Here is a 13,507-nt window from a genome sequence, read left to right on the forward strand (position 1 = left end):
GCTACTCGCTCCCGTTATCGTGGCGTATACGCCCGGAAGAAGACTTTGCGTCCTCATCGACACGCGCCGACAGCCGATCGAGCGTACGGCGAAGCGACTTCGATTCTTCCTGTTGCGCTTCAATCCAGTCACGCAACATCTGCTGTTCACTGCGCATGTTCTTCACAAGGCCCTGGATGCCTTCTGCAAGGCTGGTCATGGCGGCGAGTGAACGTTCGGTGCTGACGGCCGTACCCGTCTCGGCCTTTCCGTCCCTGACAACATCCGCTCCCGTATCGGTAACGGAAGATAGCCAGTTTTCCAGCTGGGTATAGAAGCGGTTCTGGGCTCTGCCTGCCTGCAGATCAAGGAAACCGAGAATGAGCGAACCAGAAAGACCAAGCAGCGACGACGAGAACGCCGTGCCCATACCGGAAAGTGGTGCCGTCAACCCGGCCTTCAGCGAGCCGAGGATATCGGTGCTGTCGCCAGCACTCGGGTCGAGCGACTGAATGACGTCGCTGATTGCACCGATGGTGCCGATCAGGCCCCAGAACGTCCCGAGAAGACCGAGGAAAACCAGAAGCCCGACAAGATAACGCGACGTATCGCGGGATTCATCAAGGCGGGTGGCAATCGAATCAAGGATTGTGCGTTGTGTGACAGTCGAGAGACGCACATCACCGCGCTTGCCAATCAACGTGCTCATCGGTGCCAGAAGCTTCGGAGCACGACCAGCTTTCTCGACACTGCCTGCAGCCCTGAAGGCGTTGAACCAGCGCACTTCCGAACGCAGGCTCATAGTCTGCGTGAAGACAAGAATGATGCCGATGACCAGAACACCAAGAATGAAGCCGTTCAGCCCCGGGTTCGTCATGAAAGCGGTATGGGCCTGCCGATAGAGGATAGAGGCCAGGAAACCAACGAGGACCAGAAAAAGGACCATCGTCCAGAGGAATGGTGTGGGGCTGGACAGCTTGTGGCTGTACTGCCGAGTGGTCACCGGTTTCTCGACACCAAGATCGAGCAACTCCGAATCCGCCATGACGTTTGCGTTCCCTTTGGTCACTTGTTCAGCGGAAGCTATTTGAAAATTGCGACGAATTGAAGTGAAAACCCGGTGTAAAATCACAGGCTTTTCACGTCCTTGGATTGAAACGCCGCCAGACAAAAGAAAAGCGCCCGGCGAATGATCGCCGAGCGCTGCAAATCCTTCCGAAAACCTCAGGATTTTCAGGAAAACGTTATTACCGACCGGGAATCGGACGGTTGGCAACTTCGACCAGTGCCTTGTGGATATATTCGTTGCCGGCTGCCACGCTTCCCGTGTCGAAGATCGCCGAGCCGCCCTTTGCGTCGCTAGCAAAGCCGCCAGCTTCGCGAATCAGGACGAGACCAGCGGCCATATCCCACGGCGACAGTTCAGCTTCCCAGAAACCGTCGAGGCGGCCAGCCGCGACATAAGCAAGATCAAGCGACGCAGCGCCCATGCGGCGAATGCCCGCGGCTTCGCCCATAACGTGACGAAGTTCGACAAGAAACTTGCCGTGATTGCCACGGCCAAGATGCGGAACACCACAACCGATAACGCAGTCGGTCAGTGCTTTACGTGCGGCAACGCGAATACGACGGTCGTTCAGGAACGCGCCGCCGCCACGCTCAGCGGTGTAAAGCTCATCGGTGGCCGGATTGAAGATAACGCCAGCGACAATTTCACCGTTACGCTCGAGAGCGATGGATACAGCAAAGTGCGGAATGCCGTGCAGAAAGTTCGTGGTGCCATCAAGCGGATCGACGATCCAGCGATGTGCGCCGTCGGTGCCCTTTTCTTCGCCGCCTTCTTCACCAAGGAAGTCATAGGTCGGACGAGCCTTCATCAGCTCGTCGCGGACAATCTTTTCCGCCTTGAGGTCGGCCTGCGACACGAAATCGCTTGGACCTTTGACCGAGACCTGCAGGTTCTGCACTTCACCGAAGTCACGCGCCAATGACTTTCCCGCCTTGAGGGCGGCCTGAACCATGACATTGAGAAGGGCTGAACGGGCCATCGAGTTCGTTTCCTGGAAAGCTGCCGGACCACCCGAAAACTGGCCGGGCAGGAAAGGCTATTATTATTCTTGAATTGAGAGTTTGCGGTTCAAGACCACAAAACGCGCCGAAATTCAAGGCTAAAAGCCTCAAGGCGCGCCGACAGGGCGCTTCTCCTTGCCGTTACATCGGCCGAAAGCGGTTTGCGGCCTCGATTGCCTTTTTCTGCTGTTCGTCAGTGATCCCGAGATAAAAATCCTCCAGCGAAGGGTCTTTCAGGCCTGCCCGCCGCGACAGCACGTACCACTTGGCAGCTTCAACGGGGTCAGGTCGAGTACCGAGCGCCTGAATGTAGAGATGCGCCACCTTGTTCTGTGCAACGACGTTGCCACGTTGCGCCGCGCCGTAGAGCCAGCGAAAACCCTCATCCAGGTTCCGCTCACCACCAGAACCATTTACCAGCCAGATTCCCAGATCGACCTGCGCTGTGTCGTAACCTGCCTTCGCAGCACGCATCAGCCAGTCGCGCGCCTTCGCCTTCTTCTCAGCAGGAACATCCTTGACCGACCAATAGATCTGCGAGACGGCATACTGCGCATCGGCAATGCCCTGTTCGGCGGACTTTTCGTAAAAGGGCAATGCCAGCATCAACCCCTTGGCGCCAGGGTTTTCCGAAACGAGTATCTGGCCCCAGTTGAACTGGGCAGATGCATTCCCCGCCTCGGCAGCACGACGCATGAAATCGTCCGCCTTGGCCTTGTCGCGCGTGACGAATTTACCCTCCATCAGAATGAGGGCGAACTTGAACATGGCAACGGGATCGCTGCCCTCGGCTGCCTGTTGATACCAGAACGCGGCGGTCTTTTCGTCGCGCGCAATCCCCAGACCACGCGACATCATTTCCGCAACCAGCGTCTGTGCGGTCGCATCTCCGTTCTGGGCGCGTGTGAGCGCCTTGTCGAGGGCCTGAACATATTCACCACGCTGGTAATGCCCGTAAGCCTCATCGACCTTGCCGGTAAATTCCTTCTCCGGCGGCAGGGCAGGAAGTTCGGCACCCATCCGCTGATAGACGTTGACACCCTGCGACGGCTGCAAATCTTTCTGCTCTTCCGACAGCACACGCCCCTGGCGGGTCGGCTGCGCCTCATCTTCCAACTGACGAGCGAGAGGATTTTTCTCCGTCGCCGGACCGGACTGCGCAAAAGCCGGGAAAGCCGCTGCACTCAAGGAAAGCGCCAGAAGCGAAACGGAAAGGCAAAGATGAGCAGCGCGTGTAAACATCGCTCGTATCAACCGTCAAACCGTGGCGCTTTTTCGTCAAGCAGCGCGTTGATTTCAGAAACCGCCTGGGCAGGTCCTGCAGCATGGTCAAACACGGCACTGCGCAGGGCAACAAATTCGACGCCGGTCTCGGCAACAGGCACAACGGATGCGATATCCGAACCGCCCATCACAATGGCCGGAATTTCAATCATCGATGCCCACCATTCCCCGAGCGCCAGGTTTTTCGGGTGCGCCTCTGGTTTGATGTCACCTTCCAGCTTGCCAAAGAAGATGTAGTCTGGATTGGCTTCGCCCTGTTCCAGCGCCTTGTGGCGGTCATCGGCATTGCCACCGCCAACAATAAGCTTGGGGGTAAATTTCTCGACCGCCTCGGCCAGCGCCTCGCCCCCAGTGGTAACATGCAAACCATCAGCCTTGGCGCGACCCGCCACGCGGCTGTCACCCGCAATCAGTGCTGCCGCACCGGACTTTTGCACCAGCGGCACGATCAACTCAGCCACTTTCTGAAAGGCACCGTCATCCAGACCATATTGCGGAATGATGACCGAGGCCACATCGCCGCCACGCAGCGCCTCTTCAACGGCCTTGGCCTGATTCTGCATGTCGTCCGCTTGCGGAACGATAAGGACAAGGCGGCAACGGTCTTCGGTTGTGGTCATGGGTTCGTCCATTTCAGGCAGAAGACGCTTTCGGCGCAATCTGCACTCGTTTTGATATGACAAATCCGATAAACCGGACCGGCGAAAGGATCAACCGTCCATCCATGCTGACAGATTTTCATTTTTTTATGGCCGCCATTCCCGCCGTCATCCTTGTAGGCCTTTCAAAGGGCGGACTGGGCGGTGCGCTTGCCCTTATGGGCGTTCCCATTATGGCACTTGCTGTGCCGCCCGTGCAGGCGGCGGCAATCTTTCTGCCGATCCTGATCGTGATGGATATCGTGGCTCTCTGGGCGTGGCGCCATCATAATCATCGCGAAACATTGCTCATCATGCTGCCGGGCGCCATTGCCGGTATCGCAATCGGCTGGGCAACCTCCAGCATGATTTCGGCTGACGCCATGCGTCTCATCGTTGCAACCGTGACGATCCTCTTCGTGCTGCGTTATTTCTATGAGAGTTTTCTCAGCAGAAAAGGCCAGGAGATTCCTGCAAAACCGCAGCGACGCGGACCGGCAACGCTGTGGTCGACCCTGTCGGGCTACGCCAGTTTTGTTGCCCATGCGGGAGGACCTCCCTTCCAGATCTATGTGTTGCCGCTGAAGCTGGACCCAAAAACCTACACGGGCATGAGCGTTCGCTTTTTCGCGATCATGAACGCGATCAAACTCATCCCATATTTCGCTCTGGGGGCGCTCGACTCGAGCAACATGAAAACGTCAGCTCTGCTGCTTCCGGTCGCAATGCTCGCCACAATAGCAGGGGCAAAAATCGTCAAATATCTGAAACCTGCGGTTTTTTACCCGCTGATGTACACGATGGCGCTGCTCGCGGCCTTGAAGCTGCTCTGGGATGGATTACCGATCTGACACGGCAAAAATTTGATATGGAGAAAATTAAAAAGCTCCGACCGCACCTTGATGCAGCCAGAGCCTGAATTGTCTAACCGCCCGTCCTTACATCACTGAAGGCGGCGGCAGTCTGTCAATCAATGCCTTGTTGAGGCCTTGAGCCTCTGCAATTCGTCCTTCAGGCGCAGTTTTCGACGTTTGATATCGGCGATCTCCGTGTCATCCGAAGACGGGGAAGCAAGAATACTTTCGAGCTCTTCCTCCAGAGCGCCGTGTTTCTTTTCGAGCGATGCAATATGAGCCTGAATGGTCATGCGGCACGTCCTTCCTTTTTGAACCTACCTCCAGCTCTCCATCACTGGAGTTTCAGGTTTACGACAGCACTGTGACATGGATTAACAATCTTGTCGAAGGCGAAATCATGACAATATCTGGGCAATTTGGTCGCATGGGAAACTTCCCGTTATCGCGATTTGGTGATAGAGGCTCCAGAACAGATCACATAAGCGCCGGAGGCGATCCGGCTGGCATAAATGGGGATGACAGGATGCCCGATCAGGACCAGGCGGACATCAGGCTCGCGCTGGCGCGGTTGCGCCAGGAGCATGAGGACTATGATGCAGCGATCAACGCAATGATCCAGACCAGCTGCGATGCATTGCGGATACAGCGCATGAAGAAGAAAAAACTGGCCGTCAAGGACAAGATGTCCCAACTCGAAGACCAGGTCATACCCGATATCATTGCCTGAGCCGGAGCAAGCCAAGTGACAGCAGAAACACCGCCCGTCGCCATCATCATGGGAAGCCAGTCCGACTGGGAAACCATGAAGAACGCCGCCGATACGCTGGATGCCCTCGACGTGGAATACGAAGCGCGTATCATTTCGGCACACCGAACGCCAGATCGTCTTTACGACTTCGCAACCGGCGCAAAGGATGAAGGCTTCAAGGTCATCATCGCAGGTGCAGGCGGAGCTGCCCATCTTCCCGGCATGACCGCAGCCATGACACCACTTCCAGTGTTTGGTGTCCCGGTCCAGTCCAAGACCATGTCGGGACAGGACAGCCTTTATTCGATCGTGCAGATGCCAGCCGGCATCCCGGTCGGAACACTCGCCATCGGCAAGGCAGGCGCCATCAATGCCGCCCTGCTCGCAGCGGCTGTTCTGGCCCTTGGCGACGAGGATCTCGCTGACCGGCTCGATGCCTGGCGTGCGCGCCAGTCAGCCGCCGTTGCCGAATACCCCATGGACAATCCGCAGTGACCGGAAACATGAACAACCTTACCATCGGCATCATCGGCGGAGGCCAGCTCGGCCGAATGCTGGCGATGGCGGCAGCACGCCTCAATTTCCGGACCATCGTTCTCGAGCCGCAGGCGGATTGTCCCGCCGCACAGGTCTGCAACGATCAGATCGTGGCGGCTTACGATGACGAAAAGGCACTCGCCAAACTTGGCAGCCTTTGCGACGTCGTAACCTATGAGTTTGAGAACGTGCCGGTCTCCGCAGCCGAGAGGCTCGCCGCCTCCGTACCGGTTTATCCACCGGCAAAGGCTCTCAGCGCATCTCAGGACCGCCTGACCGAAAAACGCTTTCTCAACGATTGCGGCATTCCGACTGCGGGTTTTCGCGCTGTTGACAGCCAGACCGAACTCGAATCCGCTTTGGCCGAATTTGGTGGCAAAGGCGTTCTTAAGACCCGACGCATGGGTTATGACGGAAAGGGCCAGCGCCTTTTCAAGGGCGGCGAAGATCTGACCGGCGCCTTCGATGCATTGGGCGGCGTACCGCTGATTCTCGAAAGCTTCGTCGCTTTCGAGCGGGAGGTCTCGATCATCGCGGCGCGGTTCAAGGATGGAACCGTGACCTGTTACGACCCTGCAGAAAACGTTCACCTGAACGGAATCCTGCACACGTCCACAATCCCGGCCAATCTTTCCGACGCGGCGAAGATGACCGCTGTGCAGTCGGCTGAAAAGCTTCTTGCCGCTCTCGACTATGTTGGCGTCATCGGCATCGAGTTCTTTGTCCTGCCGGATGGCTCACTGGTGGCGAATGAAATGGCTCCACGTGTCCACAATACCGGTCACTGGACGGAAGCAGCCTGCGTCATTTCCCAGTTCGAGCAGCATATTCGCGCCGTCGCGGGCCTCGCGCCTGGCAGCACTGGCCGTCACTCCGACTGCGTGATGACCAATCTGATTGGCGACGACGTCAACGACGTCCCCCGCTGGCTTTCTGAAAAAGACTGCCTTGTGCACCTTTACGGCAAGACAGAGGCACGGCCAGGCCGCAAGATGGGCCATGTCACGCAACTCAAGAATGCGGGAAATCCTGAGTCTTTTCAGGGAAAACCACTGTGACGAGTTGACAGGCAGGGGCCGCACTGGTATCTGCCTGCCAACCGAAAAGAGCGCGCCCCGTTGCGCGCTTTTGATTGTTTTGATTAAGCGCGGTGGAAGCCGTGCAAAACTGCGGACCAGTAAAATGAAGATCAAGAATTCGCTTAAAGCGCTTAAGGCCCGTCATCGCGATAACCGCCTGGTTCGCCGTAAGGGCCGCGTATACATCATCAACAAGCAGAACCCGCGCTTCAAGGCTCGTCAGGGCTGATTGATCGCTCTGCGGTTTGCGTTTTCTACGCGGATCACATTGTTGATAGATACAAAGTTTGCATTTGATATTGGGCGCGCGCGGATTAATCTATCCGAATGCGCCCAAATCGTTTTTGCACGTCTGTTGTTTTTGCCCAGAGCCTTATGCTGATCGGCGCGCTGTCGATCGGCCACGCAGCAGCGCAACAGGCGTCTCAGCCCACGCCCCCGGCGATAGAAGAGATCGCCCCGGCCCCTGTCCAGACCGTCGATACGCTGTTTGAGTCGCTCAAAAAAGAACGCGACGCGGTGAAGGCACGCAATCTCGCCAACCAGATTGTCGCCGAATGGAATGATTCCGGCAGCGCCACGATCAATCTGCTGATGCAATGGGCTTCGGAAGCGTCTGACGAAAAGCGAAATGCCGCCGCATACGACTTCCTCGACCAGATCATCCTGCTCGACCCCGACTTTGCGCAGGCGCCTTACCGCCGCGCCATGGTACACTTTGCCGACGGCGATACCCGCAAGGCCATGGCCGACATCAATCTGACGCTGGAAAAAGAACCGAGGCACTTTCCTGCGCTGGCAAGCCTCGCGAACATTCTCGAAGCGTCCGGCCGCGATGAACTGGCCCTTAAGGCGTGGGAGCAATATCTCGCGGTCTATCCGGCAGACAAGGAAGCCCGCAAGGAAGCCAGCGATCTCTCGGAGAAGCTGGCGGGAACACGCAGCTAAAAACAAAAATCGCCGCATAAGCGGCGATTTCTTTTTATGGATCTGCAAAAGCGGAGATCATTCCATTCCGAGCGCAGCCATGTAGGTCTGCAGGATGGTTTCTTCCTCGATACGCTCGTTGGCGTCTTTCTTGCGCAGGCGAATGATGGTGCGGATCGCCTTGGTATCGTAACCGCGTCCCTTGGCTTCGCCCATCACATCCTTGATGTCACCCTGGATAGCGGCCTTTTCTTCTTCGAGACGCTCGACGCGCTCGATGAACTGGCGCAGTTCGGCGGCGGCTACGGTTTCGGTGGTCGCTGTTTCGTCCATCATTCTTTCCTTTGTAGTGGCGGCTCTTTCATGAGCCTTGTTCGTTCAGTCGGCGAAACCTTCGCCTGTTGCCATCAATCGTGCGGCAGAAATTCCGGCCTGTGAACTGCCCACTGACAGGCGTTACGTCAAGTCGTTTCCTGCGATACAGCGTTATTCCTTTGGCTTGTTTTCCTCAAATGCAGCCTTTTGAGCAGCACTTGCCTCACCTTGATAGCGGTTCTTCCAATCGTCGTAGGGCATGCCGTAGACGATCTCGCGGGATTGATCCTTGCTCATTTCAACCCCCGCATCCTCGGCTGCCTCCCGGTACCAGTTGGACAGGCAGTTGCGGCAGAAGCCTGCGAGGTTCATCAAATCGATGTTTTGAACATCGTGACGATCGCGAAGATGCTGCACGAGGCGACGGAAAGCCGCCGCCTCGAATTCCATTTGTTGCAAGTCTTTATCTATGGTCATGGCAAACTCCGAAATCCGTCAATATGGCCCGGTCCGCGACGCAAACACCTGATATTCGTGCAGAGCGGGATCGTCGTTCATTACGGCAAAAATGGGAGCAAGCCGCTCCGCCCAAGTGGTTATGCCCGCCTCGTTGCCGATCAGATCCTGCCGAACTTCGAGAAGCGCGTGGGGAATGCCCTTGATCATGCAGTGGCGATACATGGTGTCGCCCTTCAGCGCACCGTCATAGGGCTCGTTGTCACCGACAAGGATATCATTGGCGGCGCGAAGACCAGCGAGAAGCGGGTGAACAGCGCGATGGTCGCTATCCCACAAAACCGCCGCGTGCCAGGGACGCGGCGTCTCCTTCCAGAACGGTGTATAGGAATGCAGCGACAGCACCAGCGGCGCCTTCCCGGTGACGGTTTCGACTTTGCCAAGCACCTGACCAACGGCATTGTGATAGGGGCGATGATAGGTCTCTATCCGTTGCTGCCACTCTTCATCTGAGATCGGATGATTGCCGGGCACGATGGCACCATCGGAAATCTTCATGATGAGCGTCGGATCATCCTCTCCGCGATTCGGATCGATCAGCAGTCGCGAAAACCGGCCCATTACCGCAGGAACGCCGAGCCGGGCGGCAAGTGAACGCGTCAACCCTTCTATCCCGATGTCAAATGCGATATGTCGCTCAAAAGCGGCTTGCGGTAGGCCAAGTTTACCGTACTGTGGCGGAAGAAGGTTCATTGCATGGTCTGCCAGAAGAACCATGCCTTTGTCATATTGGCCTTCTATGATTTCATAGGGTATGAAGTCGTTCATCGATGTTTTCTGGGACAGGATTGAGGAGAGGAACTTGATGGCATGGCTTGAGGCCGCGCGCAAGTTTAGGCGGAAGAACCGCTATCTACCCTACCGCACTCACGATCCGACAACCAATATAATCGATTAAACTCGCGTTGACTTTCTTGGGCGACCGCGCCAAGAAGTGTGTTCATTATAACCATGGAATCCGGATGGAAGCCGTGACTCAGTCATTCTTCGCTCTTCCCCGCAAGTATCGGAATCTTGCTCGTCTTTTTTCCGCAGCCGCATTGTTTGCAACCCCGCTCTTCATTGCGCAGCCTGCTCTTGCGGATTTTCGCGTTTGCAACAGCACGCAAAACCTCGTCGGTGTCGCTATCGGCTACCGGGCGCAGGAGGGTTGGGTCAGCGAAGGCTGGTGGCAGGTTCCTGCCTCCACCTGCGCAACGCTGATAGAGGGCGAATTGCAGTCCCGCTATTATTATCTCTATGCCGAAGATGCCGCCCGTGGCGGCCGATGGACCGGTGACGTCAACATGTGCGTGGCGGAAAACGAGTTCAAGATCAGCGGTGTGGACGATTGCTACGCGCGCAGCTTCCAGAGAATGGGTTTCAAGGAATACGACACGGGCAGACAGGGTAGCTGGATGGTCCAGCTTTCCGACACGCCAGGCACACAGGAAAGTCAAAACTGATGAAGCGTAATCGCAAAGTCAAAATTCTTGCTACCCTTGGTCCCGCCTCCTCCGAAGAGGCGATGATCGAGAAGCTGCATCTTGCCGGCGCCGATCTCTTTCGCATCAACATGAGCCATGCCAGCCACGACGTGATGCGGACGCTCATTCAGCGTATCCGCTCGGTCGAGAGCCGCAACGGCCGTCCTATCGGCATTCTTGCCGACCTGCAGGGTCCCAAGCTGCGCGTCGGAAAATTCGCTGAAGGCAAGGTCGATCTCGTTCCAGGCCAGACCTTCACGCTCGACAACAACGACACGCCCGGCGACAACACCCGCGTTTTCCTGCCACATCCGGAAATTCTCGAGGCCGTGAAGCCTGGCCATCGCCTTCTGATCGATGACGGAAAGCTGCACCTGCGCGCCGAAAAGAGCGATGGCAAGAGCATCGTGACCACCGTTGTTTCCGGCACAAAGATTTCCGATCGTAAAGGCATCAGTCTTCCCGATACGCTGCTCGGCGTCGGCGTTCTGACAGATAAGGACCGCGTTGACCTTGACGCTGTTCTCGCCACCAACGAAGTCGACTGGGTCGCACTTTCCTTCGTTCAGCGTCCGGAAGATCTGGCAGAAGTTCGCAAGATCGCTCGCGGTCGCGTTGGCCTGATGTCCAAGATCGAAAAGCCGCAGGCTATCGAACGCATCGAGGAAATCATCGAACTTTCAGACGCCTTGATGGTCGCCCGCGGTGACCTCGGCGTGGAAATGCCGCTCGAAGCCGTTCCCGGCATCCAGAAGCAGCTGACCCGCGCCTGCCGCCGCGCCGGCAAGCCGGTGGTCGTTGCAACGCAGATGCTGGAATCGATGATCTCCGCACCGGTTCCGACCCGCGCCGAAGTCTCCGACGTTGCAACCGCCGTTTTCGAAGGCGCAGATGCGATCATGCTCTCTGCCGAATCCGCATCTGGCGATTATCCGGTCGAGGCCGTTTCCACCATGGCATCCATTGCCAGCACCGTGGAACAGGACCCGCATTATTCGAACATCATCTACGCACAGCGCGCCCAGCCGGAAGCCACGGGTGCGGACGCGATTTCGCTGGCCGCACGCCAGATCGCCGAAACGCTGAAGCTCGCTGCGATCGTGACCTACACATCGTCGGGCACGACGGGTCTACGCGCTTCGCGTGAACGTCCTCAGGTTCCGATCATTGCGCTGTCGCCGATCATTCAGACCGCGCGCCGTCTATCGGTCGTATGGGGTCTGCATTGCGTCGTCACCGGCGATGCGAACGACCTGGATGACATGGTCAACCGCGCATGTCGCATTGTTGTTTCCGAAGGTTTCGGCAAGCCCGGCGACCGCATCATCATTTCGGCGGGCGTTCCGCTCGGCACGCCAGGCGCAACCAACATGGTGCGCATTGCCTATATCGGCTCCGACGGCCAGAGCGGCGTCTGATCCCGATATCAACGAAGAAGCCCGCCATTTGGTGGGCTTTTTTTTGGCGCGTTGTACGTCAGAGGATTGCCCGCACGTCCTGGCCATTGATCTGGCATTCGACCAGCGACACCTGCTCGACCTGCCCGACCACGCGACACTCCAGATATTTTCCCCGGATACGATTTTCCAGCTTCTTAAACGCGTTCAGCCCGCAGGCAAACCGTCGTCCTTCAAGATCGAGACAGACTTTGTTGCGCTCCACGGTCTCGACGCCATCAAGCCGATACTCCTGTTCCTTGAAGACGAACCCGTTGTTGGAGGTGACGCGAAAACTTTGGTCGGCATGCATTTTCAAGGGAAAGGGATCGGGCGGGGTGGGAATACGCTCGAAATTCTGTGTTTCGACATTCACGCGCACTGGTGCCGTCGTCCATACCATCTCCGTATGAGTGGCAAGACGTGCCGCCGGCTCGGAAACCTCGCCATTCAAGTACGATGCGGTGCGAATGCCTGCAATTCCCAAGCCGATAACGATCGCAATCTGGAAAAGCAGAACTGCAAATTGCCGCACAATCTCTCCGTGATGATCAAGGACAACAGGTTAACGGACAAAGCATAACAGCAATTGCAATGATTACATTAAAAGGCCGCATACAAAAGTTGCCGTACTTTTGCCTTCGCGCAACAAGCAGCCGCAGTTGGCGCGGCAACGTTCCTGTGCCAAAAGGTGAGTAAATCAATCAGATGCGATAAGGAATAACCGTGACAATCGGGCTCGCCCACGCCGAACTCATTGCCGTCGTCACCGCTGTTACTGCAGAAGAACCGCGAGTGATGACCGTCAGGACGGGAGAGGCTCTGCCTTCCGGGCCATTCGAGTTCGGCCACAGGACATTGCAAAGCGGGCTTCGCGAATGGATCCATGAACAGACCCATTATCCGGTTGGCTATCTGGAACAACTCTACACCTTTGCCGACCGAGACCGGAACAATGACATTCTCGGCGGAAGGACAATCTCCATCGGTTATCTTGGACTGGTCCGGGAACAGGAAACAAGCGACAGCAAACGACCGTCGTGGTGGGGGTGGTACGATTATTTCCCTTGGGAAGATCACCGGCGTGGCCGCCCGGCGGTGCTGGATCAACTCGTTGAAAAGCTACGCGCCTGGGCAGATTCCGACCCTCAACGCCAAAGCCAGCGCCATTTGCGTGCCGATTTCACCTTCGGAATGGACGGCGGCGGCTGGAACGAGGATCTCACGCTGCAGCGCTATGAACTTCTCTACGAGGCGGGGCTCGTAACCGAAGCGCAGACGGAGCCACATATCAATTTCGGCAAGCCGATGTTTGCCGATCATCGCCGCATTCTTGCAACCGGGATCGCACGCCTGCGTGCCAAGATCAAATACCGCCCGGTTGTTTTCGAACTGATGCCCGATGCTTTTACACTCCTGCAACTGCAACGGACCATCGAGGCGCTCGCAGGACTGACTTTGCACAAGCAAAATTTCCGTCGCCTGATCGAACAACAGCAATTGGTCGAGGAAACCGGCGAGGTGACCAGCGAAACGGGTGGACGTCCCGCGAAGCTTTTCCGCTTCCGACAGACCATCCTTGATGAACGCGCGCTCTCAGGAACAAAGCTGCCTCTCTCACGCAATTGACATATGCTCTAATTGAGAATATCTCT

Annotated in this window: 18 protein-coding genes; 9 read left to right on the forward strand and 9 right to left on the reverse strand. The window is 56.9% G+C overall.

Annotated features, from left to right (window positions below; translation table 11 throughout):
- Position 1: 1 nt before the first annotated feature.
- The 4 genes from HWX89_RS07810 to HWX89_RS07825 all read right to left on the reverse strand — a co-directional run bounded on the left by HWX89_RS07810 (position 2) and on the right by HWX89_RS07825 (position 3,953).
- A complete protein-coding gene (locus tag HWX89_RS07810) occupies positions 2-1,024 on the reverse strand; it encodes a flagellar motor protein MotA (protein ID WP_138792055.1) in 1,023 nt (340 codons plus the stop codon).
- Positions 1,025-1,226: 202 nt separating this feature from the next.
- Complete coding sequence (locus HWX89_RS07815; protein ID WP_138792054.1) at positions 1,227-2,027, reverse strand: inositol monophosphatase family protein; 801 nt, start codon at positions 2,025-2,027, stop codon at positions 1,227-1,229.
- Between the two features lie 163 nt (positions 2,028-2,190).
- Complete coding sequence (locus HWX89_RS07820; RefSeq protein ID WP_178340658.1) at positions 2,191-3,291, reverse strand: tetratricopeptide repeat protein; 1,101 nt, start codon at positions 3,289-3,291, stop codon at positions 2,191-2,193.
- Positions 3,292-3,299: 8 nt separating this feature from the next.
- A complete protein-coding gene (locus HWX89_RS07825; RefSeq protein WP_138792052.1) occupies positions 3,300-3,953 on the reverse strand; it encodes a thiamine phosphate synthase in 654 nt (217 codons plus the stop codon).
- A gap of 104 nt (positions 3,954-4,057) precedes the next feature.
- On the opposite strand from HWX89_RS07825, the gene HWX89_RS07830 reads away from it, so the two are divergent.
- Entirely contained in the window at positions 4,058-4,822 is a 765-nt protein-coding gene (locus HWX89_RS07830; protein ID WP_138792051.1) for a sulfite exporter TauE/SafE family protein, read from the forward strand.
- Positions 4,823-4,941: 119 nt separating this feature from the next.
- Here the strand turns inward: HWX89_RS07830 and HWX89_RS07835 are convergent, their stop codons facing one another.
- The gene (locus HWX89_RS07835) at positions 4,942-5,118 is read right to left on the reverse strand and encodes a YdcH family protein (RefSeq protein WP_138792050.1); all 177 of its coding nucleotides are present in this window, start codon (positions 5,116-5,118) and stop codon (positions 4,942-4,944) included.
- A 233-nt stretch (positions 5,119-5,351) separates the two neighbouring features.
- Here HWX89_RS07835 and HWX89_RS07840 point away from each other — a divergent pair, with 233 nt between their 5' ends.
- The 5 genes from HWX89_RS07840 to HWX89_RS07860 all read left to right on the forward strand — a co-directional run bounded on the left by HWX89_RS07840 (position 5,352) and on the right by HWX89_RS07860 (position 8,140).
- Positions 5,352-5,555, forward strand: a complete 204-nt coding sequence (locus HWX89_RS07840; RefSeq protein WP_138792049.1) for a YdcH family protein — start codon at positions 5,352-5,354, stop codon at positions 5,553-5,555.
- Positions 5,556-5,603: 48 nt separating this feature from the next.
- Positions 5,604-6,071, forward strand: coding sequence for a 5-(carboxyamino)imidazole ribonucleotide mutase (purE, locus tag HWX89_RS07845; RefSeq protein WP_178340680.1), 468 nt, complete (start codon positions 5,604-5,606; stop codon positions 6,069-6,071).
- 8 nt (positions 6,072-6,079) lie between these two features.
- Positions 6,080-7,171, forward strand: a complete 1,092-nt coding sequence (locus tag HWX89_RS07850; protein WP_138792047.1) for a 5-(carboxyamino)imidazole ribonucleotide synthase — start codon at positions 6,080-6,082, stop codon at positions 7,169-7,171.
- 124 nt (positions 7,172-7,295) lie between these two features.
- Positions 7,296-7,421: a type B 50S ribosomal protein L36 gene (gene ykgO / locus HWX89_RS07855; protein WP_003497670.1), complete on the forward strand. Its 126-nt coding sequence runs from the start codon at positions 7,296-7,298 to the stop codon at positions 7,419-7,421.
- A gap of 98 nt (positions 7,422-7,519) precedes the next feature.
- Positions 7,520-8,140: a tetratricopeptide repeat protein gene (locus tag HWX89_RS07860; RefSeq protein WP_138792046.1), complete on the forward strand. Its 621-nt coding sequence runs from the start codon at positions 7,520-7,522 to the stop codon at positions 8,138-8,140.
- 57 nt (positions 8,141-8,197) lie between these two features.
- Here HWX89_RS07860 and HWX89_RS07865 read toward each other — a convergent pair whose 3' ends face one another.
- The 3 genes from HWX89_RS07865 to HWX89_RS07875 all read right to left on the reverse strand — a co-directional run bounded on the left by HWX89_RS07865 (position 8,198) and on the right by HWX89_RS07875 (position 9,718).
- On the reverse strand, positions 8,198-8,455 hold the full coding sequence (locus HWX89_RS07865) for a DUF2312 domain-containing protein (RefSeq protein ID WP_138792045.1): 258 nt from the start codon (positions 8,453-8,455) through the stop codon (positions 8,198-8,200).
- A gap of 150 nt (positions 8,456-8,605) precedes the next feature.
- Positions 8,606-8,911 carry a DUF1244 domain-containing protein gene (locus HWX89_RS07870; RefSeq protein ID WP_138792044.1) on the reverse strand — a complete coding sequence of 102 codons (306 nt, stop codon included), beginning with the start codon at positions 8,909-8,911 and terminating at the stop codon, positions 8,606-8,608.
- 18 nt (positions 8,912-8,929) lie between these two features.
- Entirely contained in the window at positions 8,930-9,718 is a 789-nt protein-coding gene (locus HWX89_RS07875) for an N-formylglutamate amidohydrolase (RefSeq protein ID WP_138792043.1), read from the reverse strand.
- 194 nt (positions 9,719-9,912) lie between these two features.
- Between HWX89_RS07875 and HWX89_RS07880 the strand changes: the two genes are divergently transcribed.
- Both HWX89_RS07880 and pyk read left to right on the forward strand, forming a co-directional pair.
- Positions 9,913-10,395, forward strand: coding sequence for a DUF1036 domain-containing protein (locus HWX89_RS07880; protein WP_178340659.1), 483 nt, complete (start codon positions 9,913-9,915; stop codon positions 10,393-10,395).
- Entirely contained in the window at positions 10,395-11,834 is a 1,440-nt protein-coding gene (pyk, locus tag HWX89_RS07885; RefSeq protein ID WP_138792041.1) for a pyruvate kinase, read from the forward strand. The genes HWX89_RS07880 and pyk overlap by 1 nt, the downstream gene beginning before the upstream one ends.
- 58 nt (positions 11,835-11,892) lie before the next feature.
- Here the strand turns inward: pyk and HWX89_RS07890 are convergent, their stop codons facing one another.
- Positions 11,893-12,390 carry a thermonuclease family protein gene (locus HWX89_RS07890; RefSeq protein WP_138792040.1) on the reverse strand — a complete coding sequence of 166 codons (498 nt, stop codon included), beginning with the start codon at positions 12,388-12,390 and terminating at the stop codon, positions 11,893-11,895.
- 188 nt (positions 12,391-12,578) lie between these two features.
- Between HWX89_RS07890 and HWX89_RS07895 the strand changes: the two genes are divergently transcribed.
- The gene (locus HWX89_RS07895; RefSeq protein WP_138792039.1) at positions 12,579-13,481 is read left to right on the forward strand and encodes an NUDIX hydrolase; all 903 of its coding nucleotides are present in this window, start codon (positions 12,579-12,581) and stop codon (positions 13,479-13,481) included.
- The last annotated feature ends 26 nt before the right edge of the window (positions 13,482-13,507 follow it).

This window comes from Rhizobium sp. RM (assembly GCF_013390595.1).
Taxonomy (GTDB): domain Bacteria; phylum Pseudomonadota; class Alphaproteobacteria; order Rhizobiales; family Rhizobiaceae; genus Agrobacterium.

Bases quoted from the DNA above. Each gene is read 5' to 3' on its own strand.
- HWX89_RS07810 (WP_138792055.1), bottom strand. From the start codon at position 1,024: ATGGCGGATTCGGAGTTGCTCGATCTTGGTGTCGAGAAACCGGTGACC.
- HWX89_RS07815 (WP_138792054.1), bottom strand. From the start codon at position 2,027: ATGGCCCGTTCAGCCCTTCTCAATGTCATGGTTCAGGCCGCCCTCAAG.
- HWX89_RS07820 (WP_178340658.1), bottom strand. From the start codon at position 3,291: ATGTTTACACGCGCTGCTCATCTTTGCCTTTCCGTTTCGCTTCTGGCG.
- HWX89_RS07825 (WP_138792052.1), bottom strand. From the start codon at position 3,953: ATGACCACAACCGAAGACCGTTGCCGCCTTGTCCTTATCGTTCCGCAA.
- HWX89_RS07830 (WP_138792051.1), top strand. From the start codon at position 4,058: ATGCTGACAGATTTTCATTTTTTTATGGCCGCCATTCCCGCCGTCATC.
- HWX89_RS07835 (WP_138792050.1), bottom strand. From the start codon at position 5,118: ATGACCATTCAGGCTCATATTGCATCGCTCGAAAAGAAACACGGCGCT.
- HWX89_RS07840 (WP_138792049.1), top strand. From the start codon at position 5,352: ATGCCCGATCAGGACCAGGCGGACATCAGGCTCGCGCTGGCGCGGTTG.
- purE (WP_178340680.1), top strand. From the start codon at position 5,604: ATGGGAAGCCAGTCCGACTGGGAAACCATGAAGAACGCCGCCGATACG.
- HWX89_RS07850 (WP_138792047.1), top strand. From the start codon at position 6,080: ATGAACAACCTTACCATCGGCATCATCGGCGGAGGCCAGCTCGGCCGA.
- ykgO (WP_003497670.1), top strand. From the start codon at position 7,296: ATGAAGATCAAGAATTCGCTTAAAGCGCTTAAGGCCCGTCATCGCGAT.
- HWX89_RS07860 (WP_138792046.1), top strand. From the start codon at position 7,520: ATGCGCCCAAATCGTTTTTGCACGTCTGTTGTTTTTGCCCAGAGCCTT.
- HWX89_RS07865 (WP_138792045.1), bottom strand. From the start codon at position 8,455: ATGATGGACGAAACAGCGACCACCGAAACCGTAGCCGCCGCCGAACTG.
- HWX89_RS07870 (WP_138792044.1), bottom strand. From the start codon at position 8,911: ATGACCATAGATAAAGACTTGCAACAAATGGAATTCGAGGCGGCGGCT.
- HWX89_RS07875 (WP_138792043.1), bottom strand. From the start codon at position 9,718: ATGAACGACTTCATACCCTATGAAATCATAGAAGGCCAATATGACAAA.
- HWX89_RS07880 (WP_178340659.1), top strand. From the start codon at position 9,913: ATGGAAGCCGTGACTCAGTCATTCTTCGCTCTTCCCCGCAAGTATCGG.
- pyk (WP_138792041.1), top strand. From the start codon at position 10,395: ATGAAGCGTAATCGCAAAGTCAAAATTCTTGCTACCCTTGGTCCCGCC.